Below are 16329 nucleotides of genomic sequence, written 5' to 3' on the forward strand. Positions count from 1 at the left end.
CCATGGCAGATGCAGCGCCCGGACAAGGCATATTGTCCCTTTCGATTAAAGATAAAAATGCGTTGTACGCAGCTTACATGCCTTTTGTCACCAACGGCGGGTTGTTTATTCCTACCAGCCGCGAATACACAATGGGCCAGGAAGTGTTTATGCTGCTCAATTTAATGGATGAGACCGAACGTTTGCCGATAGCCGGAAAAATAATCTGGATAACGCCGCCGGGATCCGAAGGCTATAGAGCGGCGGGCGTAGGCGTACAATTTAGCGACCAGGACGGCGGGGTGTCGCGCAACAAAATAGAAAACTATCTGGCCGGCGCTTTAGAGAGCGATCGATCGACGCATACTATGTGAGGTACAAGGTACAAGGTACAAGGTACAAGGTACAAGGCTAAAGCTTACTTTTTCGCCTGTTTTTAAGCAGACTTCTTATTTTACAACTACTGATGTTAATAGACTCCCACTGTCATCTGGATCGCATTGATCTGGCACCTTATCAAAACGATTTTGCCTGCTTTATCAAAGAAGCGGCAAACAGCCAAATTGAACATATGCTCTGCATAGCGATAGATATGGAGGCCTATCCGGCAATGCTGGATTTAGTGGCGCCTTATCCGCAAATATCCGTGACTGTCGGCGTGCATCCTAACGAGCATGAGGGTAAGGAGCCCAGCGTTGAAGAACTGATCGCTTTAGGTCAGCATGACAAAGTGATCGGGATCGGCGAAACCGGTCTCGACTATTTTCGTAGTGAAGGTGATTTAGGTTGGCAGCATCAGCGTTTCAGGAATCATATTAATGCCGCAAAAGCTTTGAACAAACCGTTGATTATTCACACGCGCGAAGCCAAGCACGATACGTTGCGAATATTGGAAGAAGAAAATGCCGGCGAAGTAGGGGGCATTATTCACTGTTTTACAGAGGATTGGGAGTTTGCCGAAAAAGCGCTGGATTTGAATTTTTATATTTCGTTTTCCGGCATTGTTACGTTCAACAGCGCGAAAGAGATTCAGGAAGTCGCCAAAAAAGTGCCTGCCGACCGCTTTTTGATTGAGACCGACTCGCCTTATCTGGCACCGGTGCCTTTTCGCGGCAGGCCTAACTATCCCACTTATGTACGCTACGTGGCGGAAAAACTGGCCGAATTGCGCGGCACGACAGTGAGTCGGATCGCCGAATTGTCGACGGAAAATTTTTACAGACTATTCAAACTTGAGCGGCCTTAGGGTATTTGCCGCTTGCAGGCGGCTCAAGGCCGCCTGATTTAATACCGGCTTGTACGTGTTTTGCCGGATGCGCGGTAAGTGATGAACGAAAGCCAATACGATCATTTAATCGGGACAATCTACGATGCCGCGTTCATGCCGGAGTTATGGCCGGCTTTTTTGGAGCAATTGTCCGACGTCTTACAAAGCAGGGGCACCGCACTGTACTTGGTGGATTTCGTCAGCCGCAGTTCCACTTGTTGCAGCGATGAAATTTCCTTTGTGCAAACCGTCTGGATCGACCCCGACGCTGGCGCGTCTTACGACCGATATTATTCCAAAACCAATGTCTGGTTCGAAAACTCCAGCGATTTACCCGAAGGCAAGTTAATCACTACGGATCGCTTGTTTCCGGCCCGGGAACTGATCAAGACTGAGTGGTATAACGACTGGCTTAAACCTCAGGGTTATTTTCATGCGATGATTGGCCATTTGCTCAAGCAGGATATGCTGGCGGTACGTCTGTCGATTTTCAGGTCCAAGCAACAACCGTTTTCCGCCGGCGAAACGGCGCTGTTTGCCCGCTTGGTGCCGCATTTGCGCCGCTCTTGCACGATCCACAAAAGATTTTCCGAAATCAAAGGCGCGCTGGCTACAAACGCTGATATTTTGAACCGCTTGCCGGTCGGGTTGATTTTGTTCGATAAGGGCGGTCAAGCCGTATTTATCAACGATATCGCGGAAACTTTAAGCCGTTGTGCCGACGGCCTTAGTCTTAATGCCGCCGGCCGATGCTTGGGTGCTAACAATCATGAAACCCGCACTCTACGCCAATTGATCGGCGATGCCGCAGATCAGGGGCAAAGCCATGCATTGAGCTTACACAGGCGTCGCTCAAATCGTCCGCTATCGGCAATCGTGGTGTCGCTGCAAAAGCAATCGTTGTTCTTTGCCGGCTCGGAGCCGGCCGTTGCGCTATTTATTAGCGACCCGGACAGGCCGCTAGAAATTAGCGACAAGCTGCTGATGCAATGCTTCGATCTTTCCCCGGCCGAAGCCAAACTCGCGGCCGCTTTGCTGGGCGGACAAACGCCAAGCGATTACGCCAAAACGCGGGGTATCAGCAGCAACACGGTAAAAACGCAGCTAAAGCAGGTACTGGCGAAGACCGGAACGCATCGCCAGTCCGAACTTATACAACTGCTAACGACAGGTTTCGGTATGCTTGCAGGTTCCAAGGCTACGTTAACGCTATGATGCCTAGAACTTGCAGAGCATTTCTCGAGTAATCAAGATCAACCCACTGCTAAGCCATCCTCGTTGAACAGTAGAAGCTTACTGTGGTCCGGATGGGGCTCCGTTTGCTGCGCCGGCAGGCAAAGCCTGCACTCCAAGCATCTTCACCCGAACGGGTGACGCGCAGTTCAAGCGATTGGTTTAAATTGGCTACACCGTGCAGCCCTATTAAACCGGAGTACCGATGAATTCCCGCCATTTACCGCTTGTATCCATAAGCCTGTTATTTTTGACATTGGCAGGCTGTGCGCAGCCCGGCAAAGACCGGCAAACCCTTCGCCCTGTCAATGTCGTTCGAATAACAAGCCAACAGACACCAAGCGACAGCTCCTTTCCCGGCCAAGTAAAAGCGCGTTTTGAAACGGCGTTATCGTTCCGCGTGGCGGGAAAACTGATCAAGCGTTCGGTCGATATTGGAGATAGGGTGCGTAAAGGCCAAGTGCTGGCAAAGCTTGAGCCCAGCGATTACCGCTTTGCGGCACAGAACATCAAAGCCCAATTGATAGCCGCCAAAGCCGACCGCGCCTACAGTAAGGACGATTTAAGCCGGTACCGGGAATTGTTCGAGCAATACGTCGTCAGCCAGCCTGAGTTGGATCGCCGTCAAATCCTCTACATTGGCGCACGGCAAAAAGTGGCGGCGTTGGAAGCGCAGCTTGGACAGGCCGACAATCAATTGGCTTATACCGATTTATTGGCCGACCGCGACGGCGTGGTGACGGCGCTTGAAGCCGAAGCCGGGCAAGTCGTCGCCCTGGGCCAGCCGATTATCAAGCTGGCCCAGGGCGACGAGAAGGAAATCGCTATCGACATTCCCGAGCATCGCATTGCCGGGATCAAACAGCGGCAGGAAGTCGGCGTTACTTTGTGGGCCGACGGCGACAAACGCATCAAAGCAAGTATTCGCGAGATTGCTTCGGCAGCCGACCCGGTCAGCCGCACTTATCGGGTTAAGGCGACTATCCTGGACGGAAAAGACGATGCGCGGCTAGGCATGACGGCGACAGTCTGGATACCATCAAGCATGTCTGGCGATTTCACCGTTCCGCTGTCGGCCGTTTTTACATCCCATCATGAGCCGGGACAGACTAGCGTTTGGCTGGTTGATGAGCGCAGCTCAACGGTCAAAGCGGTGCCGGTGCGGATAGGCGGCGCGTATGGCGGCGAGCGGGTTGCAGTGACCGGGCTTAGCGCCGGGCAACTGATCGTCAGCGCCGGCACAAACCGCTTGATCGAAGGCCAAGCCGTGCGTTTGCCGCAAGGGTTTACAACGGCTATGAATAGCCGTGACGCAGGCGGCATAAAACTTTCTTTGGCCGGGATGGCGCAGGCCGGGCCGTTGACGAACGCAGGCCGGAATACAGCAAGCGATTTATTGGAATCGCTGTTGGCTGCGCGCGCTGAGGCAGGCCGATGAGCGCCTTCAACCTCAGCGCCTGGGTATTGAAGCATCGCGCTTTCACCGGTTTCATGATGGTGCTGTTGCTATTGGGCGGGCTTTTCGCTTATTTCCGCCTGGGCCAACGCGAAGATCCCGAGTTTACTTTTAGAGTCATGGTGGTCAAAGCCCTGTATCCCGGTGCGACGGCGCTCGAAGTTGAACAACAGTTGACCGATCGCTTGGAAAAGAAAATCCAGGAGTTGCCGAACCTGGATATTTTGCGCAGTTACTCCAAACCGGGCGAATCGGTCATTTTCGTGACCCCGCGTGAAGACACGCCGCCGAAAGAAATCCCCGGTCTTTGGTACCAAGTGCGCAAAAAAGTCGACGACATCCGCATGACCTTGCCGCCCGGCAGCATAGGGCCGTTCTTCAACGACGAGTTCGGCGATACCTATAGCGTGATTTACGCGTTCTCGGGAGACGGTTTTACTTACGCCGAGTTGAAAAAAGCTGCCGACTCGGCCCGTCAACAACTACTGCGGGTTAAGGACGTCGAAAAAGTCGATCTGATCGGCAGCCAAGACGAAAAAATCTACATCGAATTTTCCGACAAAAAACTGGCCGAATTGGGACTTGACGCCAACGCGGTCGGCGAAGCGCTGCAAGCGCAAAACAGCATGGCCTCGGCCGGCATGGTGTATACCGCCCAGCGCAACTTGCCGATACGCATTACCGGCCAATTCGATTCCGTGGACAGCATCGCCAACCTGCCGGTACGTATTCAAGGCCGGGCCTTGCGCGTCAACGATTTCGCCGAAGTCAGGCGCGGCTACATCGATCCGCCGGCGTTCAAAATGCGCGTCAACGGCAAGGAAGCTGTGGCTTTGGGCGTCACCATGAACAAGCGCGGCGACGTGCTGGAATTGGGCAAGGCGCTGGCTGAGGCCAAAACGCTGATCGAAGGCGAGCTCCCGCTGGGGATGGATATAAATCAGGTCGCCGACCAGCCCCGCGTGGTTCGAACAGCTGTCGGCGAATTCCTGTCCACTTTCTTTGAAGCCTTGGCCGCGGTGCTGCTGGTCAGCTTCTTGAGTCTGGGCTTTCGCACCGGTTCCGTGGTCGCGCTGACCGTGCCGCTGGTGTTGTCGGGCACATTGCTGTGCATGTTGCTGTTCGGCATGGAAATCCACCGCATCTCGCTGGGCGCCCTGATTCTGGCCTTAGGTTTGCTGGTCGACGACGCGATGATCGCCGTCGAGATGATGGCGCGCAAACTGGAAGAAGGCTGGGACAGGATTCATGCCGCGACTTATGCTTACAGCGCCACCGCGTTTCCTATGCTGACCGGCACCTTGATTACCATCGTCGGCTTCCTGCCGGTAGGCTTGGCCAAATCGCAAGCCGGCGAATATACGGTGGCGATATTTCAGGTCATGGGTATCTCGCTATTGCTATCGTGGCTAGGCGCGGTTGTGTTCACGCCGTATCTGGGGTTCCTGTTGTTGAAAGTCCGGCCCGGCAGCGGCCATGATCGCGACTTGTTCGACACGCCGTTTTACAACCGCCTGCGCCGTTGGGTGACCTGGTGCGTGTCGCATCGCAAAAAAGTTATCGTCGCCACGGCCGTATTATTCGGCATCGGCGTAGCGGCTTTGACCCAAGTTCCGGAACAGTTTTTTCCGCTGTCGAACCGGCCCGAAGTCATCGTCGACTTGTGGCTGCCCGAGGGCAGTTCGTTTGCCGAAAGCGAAGCAACCGCCAAGCGCATGGAAGCAATCCTGAGCAAAGACGAAGACGTATTGAATTACACGGCCTATATCGGCGGCGGCACGCCGCGTTTTTTCCTGTTGATCGTGCAGCAGCTGGCCAATATCAATTTGTCCGAATTTGTCGTGATGACCAGGGACAACACCGCCCGCGAGCGGGTCATGCAGCGTGTCCGGCAGGCGTTCGCGACCGGTTTCCCGCAAGTGCGCGGGCGCGTGATGCGCCTTAACGTCGGCCCCCCGATGGATTATCCGCTGGTGTTCCGGGTATTCGGCGAAGATCCCGCCATGGTCCGGGCTATAGCCGGCCGCGTAACCGAAATCGTGCGCGCCAATCCCGGCACCGTCGACGTCAACGACGACTGGCACGACAGAATTCCGTCGCTACGCCTGGTGTTGGACCAGTACAAGGCCCGCGCGCTGGGCGTGTCGACCGCAAGCCTGTCGCAAGCCTTGCAGGCGTATTACACCGGCATTCCTGCCGGGCAGTTCAGGGAAAACGATAAGTTAATCGACATCGTCTGGCGCGCGCAAAACGACTTGCGCACCGCCGCCGAGCGCTTGCTCGATGTGGCCGTGCGCACCGGCAACGGCCGGACCGCATCGTTGTCGCAGTTCGTCAAATTCGAAACCGTGTTCGAGGACGGCGTGCGCTGGCGCCGTAACCGCTTTCCGGCCGTTTCGGTGCGCGCCGACGTGATCGACGGCAAGATGGCGCCCGACGTGGCGTCCGAAATTATCCTCAAACTCAAACCGATACAGGACCAATTGCCGGCCGGTTATTTCATCGAAACCGGCGGTTCCAAGGAAGATGCCTGGATCTCGCAAAAATCGATTTTTATCTGGATTCCGCTGGTCCTGGTTGTGACGTTGGTTTTGCTGATGGTGCAATTGCACAACCTGTCCCGGACTTTTTTGGTGTTTGTCACCGCGCCGTTGGGCGTGATCGGCGCGGCGTTCGCGCTGCTGCTGTTCCGTGCGCCGTTCGGTTTCGTGGCCTTGCTGGGCATCATCGCCTTGTCCGGCATGATCATGCGCAATTCCGTGATCCTGATTGACCAGATCGAACAGGACCATAAAGCCGGGCTCGACACTTGGACCGCAATCGTCGAATCGACGGTGCGGCGCTTTAGGCCCATCCTGCTGACCGCGGCGGCGGCCATATTGGCGATGATCCCGTTGTCGCGCAACGATTTTTTCGGACCGCAGGCGATTGCGATCATGGGCGGACTGACGGTAGCCACGGTGTTGACGGTTTTTTTCCTGCCGGCGCTTTATGCGGCCTGGTTCAAGGTGAAACGTATTGATTCATCCGGTAATGGAGTTGCCCAATGAAAGCGTTGATTTGTCCACGAAAAACACGAAAGGCACGAAAACATCTTGGCAGAGTCCGGAGTGCGGCTTGCGGCTTAGCTCTTGTAACCGGCAAAGGAGTGCAAGCTTTGCTTGCGCGCGCAGGCGAAGCCTGCACTCCGGCTATTTTAATCATGACGCTGCTTTTGAGTGCCTGTACCCCGACCCGAGTCGATACTTCAATCAACAGCATAGAGCCGCCCAAGGATTGGCATCATGCTCCTCCCAATGCCTCGGCTGTTAATTCAGCCAATTTGAAAGCCTGGTGGCAAGGATTCGGTGATCCGAAGCTGAACGTCCTGATTGAACAAGCCTTGGCGAACAATCACGATCTTAGGATTGCCGTGGCGCGAGTGCGCGAAGCTAACGCGATGGTTAGCGTCGCCGAATCCGCGCTCTATCCCACCATTGACTTGGCGGTATCCGGCGGTCGGGACAAGAAGATCGACCGGGTTATCGGCGTGCCTAACGGACTGCTGATTCCTACCGCCAACATGGTCAGCGGCGGACTGGCCGCGCGTTGGGAAATCGATTTATTCGGTACCAGGCATCTGGAAGCGGAAGCCGCCTCCGCTCAGGCCGGGGGAGCCGTGGAGATTTTGCATGTCGCGCAAGTAGGGTTGCTGGCGCAAGTGGCGACGAACTATTTGGAGTTGCGCGGCATGCAGCAACGTATCGCTATCTTACGGGAAAATATCAATATCCAGCAGGAACGGTTAAGAGTGCTACAGGCGTTTAATCGCGCCGGTTTGGGCAATCAGTGGGATATTGCCGGTCAGGAAACCCTGCTGCGCAGCACCGAAGGTTCGCTTCCGGTTTTTACCTGTGTTGCGGCCAGCCTGATTCATCGTATTGCCGCGTTGCTGGGCGAACTGCCGGAAAACCTGGAACGCAGCTTGGCCAATGCGGAGCCGTTGCCGGCAAAGTCTCCGGGCATTCCTGGACTGTTGCCTTCGGGGTTGCTGGAGCAGCGGCCGGATCTGCGTCTGGCGCGAACCGAAGTTAGCGCGACGGCGGCCCATCTTGGCGCGGCGCGGGCCGATTTATTCCCGAAGTTAGTGTTGTCGGCGGACGGCGGTTTCGGTGCGTTGGCGGTAGGCGGCATGTCCAGTCTTGCCGAAAGTGTTTATGCGCTTGGGTCGGGATTGACTGCACCGATATTCAACGCCGGTCGCATACAGGCTCGAATCACCGCGGCGGATGCCCGTTTGGAACAAGTCGCGGCGAATTACGAGAAGACTTTCCTGCTCGCGCTGGAAGACGTGGAAAATGCTTTTGTCGAACACGCTACATCGCTGGAGCGCCGCAAGCGCATGGACGAGGCCGAAACTGCGGCAATGGAAGCTTACCGGCTCGCCGGTGTACTATATCGGCACGGGGTTAATGATTATTTGTCGGTGCTGGACGCCCAGCGTAGCAAATTCGCCGTTGCCGATGAACGCGTCAAGGCCGAAACAGCGGTGTGCGTAGCCATCGTCTCGCTGTACAGGGCTTTTGGCGGCGGATGGGAGGCTGAAATTGCGGTTCCGTAACGATCTGTATGTTAATGAATTACGGCATAAAACAGTCGGCTAGGATACGCTGTGCGTATCTTACGGAACTATGTCTTCGTTTTTGGAGCAAGTCCTGCTTTTACCGGCGGTAGCGTAGTGACTTTTAGCAGTGCTAATTCGTTGATTGCAACGTCGGCGTCAAGTTTTACTTCGAGCGACTTATCGACGACCAGAGCAATCGGCTTGTCGGTGGCAATATTCAAATTCACATTGAGCGTACGAGCCGCTCAACTCAGCTTTATCAGAAAGGAAGACTGGGATTTTATTCTTGAAGATGACGCTATTCCAAGATAAATATGAATAGCTGCAAAGAACCTGGTAGTGTTTGCTTTCCAAATGGATAAGCAAGCACTAGACCTGATAAGGGAAGGTGCTCGGTAAAGCGAGTAGACATTAAGAAGCTGTTACCGCTTGTTTGGGCTGCAATGCCTGAACAAGCGGTAACAATAACAGTGCATTTTACGAGCGATGCACCCAGTCCGCTCCTAAAGTGCCTTGCAGTTGTTGCAGATACGCCGGATCGTTGATTTCGGCCAGCATGCGCTCGGCTGATTCAAGTTTTTGGCTTAATTCGGCACGGTTTGTCGAATCATTCTGCAATTGCTGTTGGATATAAGCCTTGTGTTGCTGCCACAGTTCACTGTCGCGTTGTTGTTTGATTTCAAGGCGCTGTTGATACCAATCGCTTTGTAACAAATAGTCGCGGGTGAACATATTCCGTATCGCGGGATCGCTGGCGGTTTTGCCTTCATATTCGCCGTTGGCCATGATATATAGCAGTGCTTTCAGCGGAGGGCAGGCGTCATCGATAGAGCCATCCTGAATATACAGCTGCGCTACCCGCTGCTGCGCTTCATAGACGTTATCAATGCCGTCGACATAGCTGGGCAGATCCTGGGTTTCCGGCTTCAACATGGCTTCGTCGAATACCGCTGTCGGGTAGTCGAACATCTTGCCGAAGTTGGTATGTACAAACCGTTCGGTAATACGATAACCCAAGCGGCTTTGGTAGACGGTGCGGCCTTCGTATTCAAAATCTTCCAGTTTTTCCAGCTGTCCTTTTTCAATCAAATACTGCGGGTCGCGTTCGGCTACCGGCAAACGCGACCAGATTTCCGGAATCAGCAAGCTGATGTCGTGATCGATCCGGCGCTGTGAACCTATGTAACCTGCGGCTGTGGAATAGCCGTCGTAGCCGCACAGAATGAAAGACACCAGCGCGGTATTCAGGTCGGCGGTGGCCGATACCGCATTGAACGGGCCTTTGGTCAGCGCGCCTTCGGAACCGGCGCCGGTCGTGGATGGCGATTTTCCGGTCAGGCTGCAGATAAAATCCATGAATAATTCAGGAAGTTCCTGGTAATGGATAGGATTATAGATCGCCAAAGGCCGGATGCCCGATTCCAGGTCGGCGGGATTGTTGCGCCGTCCGGTCAAGACTTCGTTAACCGGGAAGTGAACCGTTTGGCCGGCGTTAAGGCCTCTCGCCAAGCGTGTAGACAACTCCGCGATATAACGCATTTTAGGGTTGGCTATATCCGGGCGCAGTTGCAGGTAGCGGACGTTTTGGCTGGGTTTGCCGTCGACCAGCCGGGGATGCGCGGAGGAAACAAAATATTCTCCTTCCTTGCAGTGGACGGCCTGGCGGATCACGTTTTGCATCGGCTCGCTGAATTCGTCGAAATGAACCACGTCTTCGAGAAACTCGCGGGCATCTTCTGCGGTTAGCGGCTGGAAATTGGAAATGAAATTGTCGGTGCGTGAAAAATCCAGTTCGGTTTGTAAATCGGTACCGCGGTGGATTGCATCGTCCGGCCGTTGGAAGAAACTTTTTTCGCAGTTCTCGACCAGTTTAACGCTGGGATTTTTATAGTCCGGATTTAGCCCGTTCAGGTAACGCACAGGCACAACGGTGGACGCGGAAATATCGTCTTCCAACTGGACCTTGGCCGAAGCCATGAAGTCCTGGCGCAGTTTGAAAACCCGCCACGCGCCTTTTTCGTCAAAGCCGACGCGCAAGTAGCTGGCGATTAGCTTGCGGCCTTGGAATTTCAGTTCGTTGCCGGGGTGGCTGTTGACCATGTCGACGGAGAAATGCTTTCTCCAGTTCGAGCCCCATTCCTCTTTGTAAAAACGCTTGATCATCAGCGCCACGGCTAATATATGGCGGGGGATTGTGTCCAGCCACTGGTTATGGGCATCCGAATATTGCGTTGCGGACGGGGTCAGCAATTTGATAACTGAACCTAGGGTCCGCTCGTTGCTGAGCAGGGGCCGTTTGTCGATGCCATGCAGCGTCGGGTCGCGAAAACGTGTTGAATAATCGTGCTCGAATATTTCGGTGATGATATCCATGTCTTTGTCGAAATCGTCGACAAACACCGCGCCGGAAATGATCGCCCCGGCAATCGATTTGGAAATCTCCGACTTGCCGCCGCCGGATACGGTGCTCGGCTTATGGCAGAAAGTGCCTTCCTGATGCGTGCCGATCAAGCGCCAGCTGGGCGCATGAGGGTGGCGCTCCATGTGGATTTTAAAACCGTTCGGATAGACGTAGGTATGGTTGAACAGCAATTTAAGCGTGTGTTGCTGCCTGTTGTGCGTCCAGCTGATTTGCTGTTGCTGAATGTTGAACTTTGCCGAATTGGGGATGTAAACGATGTCGGGATAGTTTCTGTCGACGGCATAACCTTCTTCTTTAACCTCTATGACCGGCGCCAACTGTAGGCAGAGCCGGTCGAAAGAGTAATTGTCATTGATATAGGAAGACGTATGCGGCAAAAATATCTCGCCCAAAATAACCCTCGGGAAAGCCAGCGCGCCGCCCGAATGTTCTTCTTCGGCGCCTCCGTACAGGTTGGCCGAATAGCTGATATGGGATTTGATTTCCTTTTTGCTGTAGCCGAAATAGTTATCGGCAATAATCGTGACAATGACTCCTTTCATATTGCGGCATACCAGTTTGAAGGGCTGGCCGTTGTTGTACAGTTCATCTTCACGTTGCCAGCACATGCCGTCTTTGCGTTGCCGTTCGGTTGCATCGTCAAAATGCGGCAGGCCGAGATCTTTTTTCCGGCAATGAACCAGATGCGAGGCAAGAATGATGCAGCCGGTATGGCCGGTCCAGTGGTCAATATCCAGTGCGGCATCGTTTTCGGGCAGGAACGGGTCGCCGGCGTTGTCGAAAATGGATTCGACAAAATCCAGGTTGGCTACCAGCCCGCCGGGAGCGAAGAAACGCACTTCCATCGTTTTAACCGGCATCGTGTCCGAAACTTCCGGGCATACGATGGGCCTCATCAGCGATGAAACCCAGAGTTTTGCGCTGTTTTGCTGCGCACTGGTAAAAGGCAGGCTTAGAAGGTCGTCGGGAGGCGTCAGCGCGGCTCTCAGCAATGCCGCATAAGCGTTTACCGGCACTTCGCTTTTATCGGCCGGAACCGGAAGTCCGCCGGCAGCGATATGGAACACGCCTTTGGTGGTGCGGCGGTCATTTTTGGGATTATGCAGCACGCCTTGCTGAATCCGGTAGGAATCGACATAAGGCGAATGGAATTCGTTATGCTGGAAAGGCAGGGACAGTTCTCTTGCCAGTCCTTTTTGTTCCAGCACAAAAGTTTCGCCGGGCAAGCTGACGGTTTCGTTGATGTTGTTTTCAGCCAAGTAGCCGTTGAGGAAATCCTGTATGCGCCGATCGGCAGGGCAACGGTATTGGGTCAGCGCCAGAAGGCGGCGTTGTTGCGAATAATTTTTTAATAGACCGCCTGCAATCTTGAGGTACTGCGGATCGTTTTCGACTTCGCATGTGGGCTGGCCGAGTGCGGCCAATTGCAGGTTGATATGCTGTAGTTGTTCCAGTCGGTTCGGGTTAGGTTGATTGGTAAATGAGCTCATGCTTGTTGGTTCCGGCGGCCTTAGTTGGCGGTTTGTTAAGATTGTAGTTATTATTTAGTGGCCAAAAGTAGAAAGCCGATGACTCTGATTCGAATAAGATTAAAGGCTAAAAACTCATTCATTATTTCATCGGCGTTCCATTACCTTAAATTTATACCCAGAGGGCATAAGTTTCGTTTGAGCAGACAAGCTGCTCAACTCAGCTTTATACCCACAGGGCATAAGTTTCGTTTGAGCGGACAAGCCGCTCAACTCAGCTTTAAAACGTAAGCCTTTTTACTGACATTGTAACAGTTACTCAGGAATAAAATTCCTCAAACTTTTTGATGAAAATAGCCAGCCGGTCGGCGGGTAAATGATTGATCCCGGCTGCGGCTTTTCGTCCGCCGCCGCTTGGGAATGCGGAGCACAATTCGTCGGCCCCGATTTTGCTGGATAACGGCGCCCTGACGCTAACTTGGTAATCGTGCTCCTTGTTAGACGTAATGACGGCATGAGCCCGGTCCGGGTTAAGGTTGGCCAAGAAATTTCCGAACACGCCGCTGACGCGCCTTGCCCAGATGCTGTCCGGCAGGATGAATATCGCGCCTGCGCCGCTTTGATACTCCGGTTTAAGACGTTCGGCATTGGCCATGTCTTCCCGGTAACCCTGTTCCAGTTGCTCGAAAATGTCATGCTTGTTGTTGATAAAGTCGAAAGGCGATTGGAATTCCGCCATTTCCCGATACAGCCGGTCGGGGGCAAAATGCAGGTCGTCAATGCAACTGCCGTAGCCGTTATAGTTAATGTAGATGCCCAGGTTAAGCAGGGTGTCCAGCTCTGTTGGGGTTAGATTCAGCGTGGCGGCCAGCTGTTCGGCGCTGTGGTTTACATTATCGCCAAAGGCTGCCGTTATTGCCCATAACGGGTATTTGCCATGCAGGTATTGATTGACCAGCAAGCTGGTGCAGATTGAGCTGTCGGTATTGATCAGTGTTTTTAGATGGGGGTGTTCCGGAATATCGCCGGGCTGGTGGTGGTCTATATACAAAATATGAGCGCCCTGATTTAGAAACTGATTAACTCGCTTAATGTTTTTTTGCAGCGAAATATCCAGTACCGTGACGCGATCGTCTGGGCTTACGGTAAATTTATCCAGTAATTGAATATCGCGCTTAATGCCGGTAATCAGCGTCGATGACAGCGGCTGGGCAAGGCGCAGTTGAATCAGTGCGCAAATGCCGTCGGCGTCGCCATTGAAGACATCGAAATACATGATTTACTCCATCGGCTTAGATATTAATGAAGCGGCACGGACAGAATGTTTTTAGTGTGCAATAGCGCTATGACCTGTTGTACGCTTTCTTCGAGCGTAAGCCGGCTGGTGTCGATTTTTAAATCGGGGTTTTCCGGTTCTTCATAAGGCGACGATATGCCGGTAAAGTTTTTTATCTCGCCTAAGCGCGCTTTTTTGTACAGCCCTTTCACGTCGCGTTGTTCGCAAACGGTCAGCGGGCAAAAACAGTGAATTTCAATAAAGTCGCCATGCGGCATCAAGCCTCTTGCTATCGCGCGTTCCGCCCTGAACGGCGAGATAAATGCGGTCAGCGTTATCACGCCGGCTTCGAGGAACAGTTTGGCTGTTTCGCTGATGCGGCGGATGTTTTCCTTGCGGTCTTGATCGCTAAAGCCCAAGTCCCCGCACAAGCCGTGACGGACGTTATCGCCATCCAACACGAAAGTATTCAAACCGTGTTGATGCAAGTGCTCTTCAACAGCATGGGCCAGCGTTGATTTGCCGGAGCCGGATAAACCGGTAAACCAAAGGACTACGGATTTATGGGCGTTTTTTTGTTCGCGGCGTTGCCGGGTGACAGTGGCGCGATGCCATACCGTATCGGGGCTTTTATCTTCGGGCTTATTCACAGGTCGTTGGTGGCGCGCCTTTATTCAACTTAAAGAATAGCCGATTTTAACGGTGACTTGCCAGTGCGCGATTTTGCCGTTTTCTATATGGCCGCGCGTTTCGACAACTTCGAACCAGCGCATGTTTTCGGTCGTTTCGGCGGCTTTAGCGATTGCGTTTTCGATGGCTTGCTGCATACCGACGGTTGATGAGCCGGTCAGTTCTATTTTTTTATAAATATGATCAGGCATAATCTTCACCTTTTAGTTGAGTGTAAGTAAAGTCCAGTTCCTGCAGGCGTTCCGGCGTGCCGATATCCATCCAGAAGCCGTTCATTTTTTGTCCTGAAACCCGGCCGGATGCAATCGCTTGCCGTAATAAAGGCCCCAGTTTGTTAGGCCCTGCGGGTATGTTCTTGAACAATTCGCTACGGTACAGGCCTATTCCGCTAAAGGTGAATTGTTCCGCGGCGTTTGTAACGACCAGCCCCGACTGATCCAGGCCGAAATCGCCCTCAGGATGATGGGCGGGATTGTCGACCAGAACCAGATGGGCTAAATCGACAGTCCGGTTTTTGAGTCCGGCAAAAGGAAAGTCTGTGGCTATATCGCCGTTTACCACCAAGAACACTTCCTCGCCTAATAAATGCAATGCGTTGATGATGCCGCCTGCCGTTTCCAGCGCTTGCTCGCCTTCCGGCGAATAGCTGATGTTTGCGCCGAACCGGCTGCCGTTACCGAGCCGGTCTTCTATTTGCGAGCCCAGATGGGCATGGTTGATGACTATATCATTAAAACCGGCCGCGACCAGTTGATTTATTGTATGTTCGATCAGCGCTTTTCCGCCGGCAATAAGAAGAGGTTTCGGGGTGTGGTCTGTTAGCGGGAGCATTCTCTCGCCGCGTCCGGCGGCCAAAATCATCGCTTTCATGCGGCGTTGGAGATGCTGTGGTGGGCGGGCAATACGTGCCGGTGTAGGAAGTCATTAAATTCGGCAAGCTCAGGGTAGGCGGCGCAAACGGCGGTGACGTAGTTCAGCGTGCGCGGGATGTCGTCAAGATAATTGGACTTGCCGTCCCTCAAATGCAAGCGGGAAAAAATGCCGATGGCTTTAAGGTGGCGTTGCAGTCCCATCAGGTCGAACCAGCGTTTGAATTGGGCCTGGCTGCAATTAACAAGAGCCGCTTGTTGGAGACGCTCGAAATAGTTAAGCGCCCATTGCTCGACCTGCTGTTCAGGCCAAGCGATATAACAATCGCGCAATAACGACACCAGGTCATAAGTAATTGGGCCAATGACGGCATCCTGAAAGTCGATCACTCCCGGCGAATCGTTGTCTAAAACCATCAGGTTGCGGGAATGATAATCTCTGTGAACGCAGCAGCGCGGCTGCTCCAGTGCCGAGGCGGTAAGAAGGCTGCGGATTGTCTGCCAAACGGCTGAAGGAATTGAAATGTCCAGTAATTGTTCCAGGAACCATTCGTCAAAAATAGCCAGTTCCCTGTGCAGAAGCGCTTCGTCATAGCTGGGCAGGCCGGAGTCTTGTGTCGGTGTTTGGTTTTGCAGTTTAAACAAGCTGTCGAAAGCGCTTTGATATAAATCGGAAGCAGTCGAATCGTTAAGCCGGTCCAGAAAACACTGGCTTCCGAAATCTTCCAGCAGTAAAAAACCGTCGGCCAGGTTTTGGCGAAAAATTGCCGGGACATTGATTTGAGACTGCGTTAGCAGTTTGGCAACCCTAACGAAAGCTTCAATATTCTCTTTGGCCGGCGGCGCGTCCATCACAATAAACTGTTCTGTTGAAGTCTTGACTCTAAAGTAACGGCGAAAACTGGCATCGCTGGATGCAGGGGCGCATGCGCTTATATCGAGCAATAAATCGTTTTCAAGCCAGTCGAACATCAATATTGTTCTTAAGTCTTCAGGCATCATGATGTTTAGGATAGATTAGTATAATGTAGGGTAGTAAGGTAAAATTAGCGTCCGGCATTTTAT

The 16329-nt window shown here is 53.3% G+C and carries 13 protein-coding genes; 6 read left to right on the forward strand and 7 right to left on the reverse strand.

The annotated features are described in order from the left end of the window. Positions 1-2 precede the first annotated feature (2 nt). From EKO24_RS20805 to EKO24_RS20830, 6 genes are all read left to right on the forward strand, one after another. A complete protein-coding gene (locus tag EKO24_RS20805) occupies positions 3-353 on the forward strand; it encodes a PilZ domain-containing protein (RefSeq protein ID WP_127028717.1) in 351 nt (116 codons plus the stop codon). A 92-nt stretch (positions 354-445) separates the two neighbouring features. After that, positions 446-1225 carry a TatD family hydrolase gene (locus EKO24_RS20810; protein ID WP_127028716.1) on the forward strand — a complete coding sequence of 260 codons (780 nt, stop codon included), beginning with the start codon at positions 446-448 and terminating at the stop codon, positions 1223-1225. Between the two features lie 81 nt (positions 1226-1306). After that, complete coding sequence (locus EKO24_RS20815) at positions 1307-2461, forward strand: helix-turn-helix transcriptional regulator (protein ID WP_127028715.1); 1155 nt, start codon at positions 1307-1309, stop codon at positions 2459-2461. A gap of 223 nt (positions 2462-2684) precedes the next feature. After that, positions 2685-3917 carry an efflux RND transporter periplasmic adaptor subunit gene (locus EKO24_RS20820; RefSeq protein WP_127028714.1) on the forward strand — a complete coding sequence of 411 codons (1233 nt, stop codon included), beginning with the start codon at positions 2685-2687 and terminating at the stop codon, positions 3915-3917. Beyond that, positions 3914-6985, forward strand: coding sequence for an efflux RND transporter permease subunit (locus EKO24_RS20825; RefSeq protein WP_127028713.1), 3072 nt, complete (start codon positions 3914-3916; stop codon positions 6983-6985). Before EKO24_RS20820 ends, EKO24_RS20825 begins: the two co-directional genes overlap by 4 nt. A 98-nt stretch (positions 6986-7083) precedes the next feature. Then, on the forward strand, positions 7084-8535 hold the full coding sequence (locus tag EKO24_RS20830) for an efflux transporter outer membrane subunit (protein ID WP_241674744.1): 1452 nt from the start codon (positions 7084-7086) through the stop codon (positions 8533-8535). Positions 8536-8603: 68 nt separating this feature from the next. Here EKO24_RS20830 and EKO24_RS22445 read toward each other — a convergent pair whose 3' ends face one another. The 7 genes from EKO24_RS22445 to EKO24_RS20860 all read right to left on the reverse strand — a co-directional run bounded on the left by EKO24_RS22445 (position 8604) and on the right by EKO24_RS20860 (position 16266). Further along, the gene (locus EKO24_RS22445; RefSeq protein ID WP_154671604.1) at positions 8604-8765 is read right to left on the reverse strand and encodes a hypothetical protein; all 162 of its coding nucleotides are present in this window, start codon (positions 8763-8765) and stop codon (positions 8604-8606) included. A 250-nt stretch (positions 8766-9015) separates the two neighbouring features. Further along, entirely contained in the window at positions 9016-12450 is a 3435-nt protein-coding gene (locus EKO24_RS20835; protein WP_127028712.1) for a PPi-type phosphoenolpyruvate carboxykinase family protein, read from the reverse strand. A 298-nt stretch (positions 12451-12748) separates the two neighbouring features. Further along, a complete protein-coding gene (locus EKO24_RS20840; RefSeq protein ID WP_127028711.1) occupies positions 12749-13705 on the reverse strand; it encodes a DHH family phosphoesterase in 957 nt (318 codons plus the stop codon). A gap of 23 nt (positions 13706-13728) precedes the next feature. Continuing rightward, positions 13729-14355 carry an adenylyl-sulfate kinase gene (gene cysC, locus EKO24_RS20845; RefSeq protein ID WP_127028710.1) on the reverse strand — a complete coding sequence of 209 codons (627 nt, stop codon included), beginning with the start codon at positions 14353-14355 and terminating at the stop codon, positions 13729-13731. 24 nt (positions 14356-14379) lie between these two features. Then, a complete protein-coding gene (locus EKO24_RS20850; protein WP_127028709.1) occupies positions 14380-14586 on the reverse strand; it encodes a dodecin in 207 nt (68 codons plus the stop codon). Continuing rightward, on the reverse strand, positions 14579-15265 hold the full coding sequence (murU, locus tag EKO24_RS20855; RefSeq protein ID WP_127028708.1) for an N-acetylmuramate alpha-1-phosphate uridylyltransferase MurU: 687 nt from the start codon (positions 15263-15265) through the stop codon (positions 14579-14581). Before murU ends, EKO24_RS20850 begins: the two co-directional genes overlap by 8 nt. Beyond that, entirely contained in the window at positions 15262-16266 is a 1005-nt protein-coding gene (locus EKO24_RS20860) for an aminoglycoside phosphotransferase family protein (protein ID WP_127028707.1), read from the reverse strand. Before EKO24_RS20860 ends, murU begins: the two co-directional genes overlap by 4 nt. Positions 16267-16329: the final 63 nt, after the last annotated feature.

It is taken from the genome of Candidatus Methylobacter oryzae (assembly GCF_003994235.2).
GTDB lineage: Bacteria > Pseudomonadota > Gammaproteobacteria > Methylococcales > Methylomonadaceae > Methylobacter_A > Methylobacter_A oryzae.

What these genes read in the sequence shown, in the direction of transcription:
- EKO24_RS20840 (WP_127028711.1), bottom strand. Translation starts at nt 13,705, where the DNA reads ATGTATTTCGATGTCTTCAATGGCGACGCCGACGGCATTTGCGCACTG.
- EKO24_RS20850 (WP_127028709.1), bottom strand. Translation starts at nt 14,586, where the DNA reads ATGCCTGATCATATTTATAAAAAAATAGAACTGACCGGCTCATCAACC.
- EKO24_RS20820 (WP_127028714.1), top strand. Translation starts at nt 2,685, where the DNA reads ATGAATTCCCGCCATTTACCGCTTGTATCCATAAGCCTGTTATTTTTG.
- EKO24_RS20815 (WP_127028715.1), top strand. Translation starts at nt 1,307, where the DNA reads ATGAACGAAAGCCAATACGATCATTTAATCGGGACAATCTACGATGCC.
- EKO24_RS20825 (WP_127028713.1), top strand. Translation starts at nt 3,914, where the DNA reads ATGAGCGCCTTCAACCTCAGCGCCTGGGTATTGAAGCATCGCGCTTTC.
- EKO24_RS20810 (WP_127028716.1), top strand. Translation starts at nt 446, where the DNA reads ATGTTAATAGACTCCCACTGTCATCTGGATCGCATTGATCTGGCACCT.
- murU (WP_127028708.1), bottom strand. Translation starts at nt 15,265, where the DNA reads ATGAAAGCGATGATTTTGGCCGCCGGACGCGGCGAGAGAATGCTCCCG.
- EKO24_RS20860 (WP_127028707.1), bottom strand. Translation starts at nt 16,266, where the DNA reads ATGATGCCTGAAGACTTAAGAACAATATTGATGTTCGACTGGCTTGAA.
- EKO24_RS20835 (WP_127028712.1), bottom strand. Translation starts at nt 12,450, where the DNA reads ATGAGCTCATTTACCAATCAACCTAACCCGAACCGACTGGAACAACTA.
- EKO24_RS20805 (WP_127028717.1), top strand. Translation starts at nt 3, where the DNA reads ATGGCAGATGCAGCGCCCGGACAAGGCATATTGTCCCTTTCGATTAAA.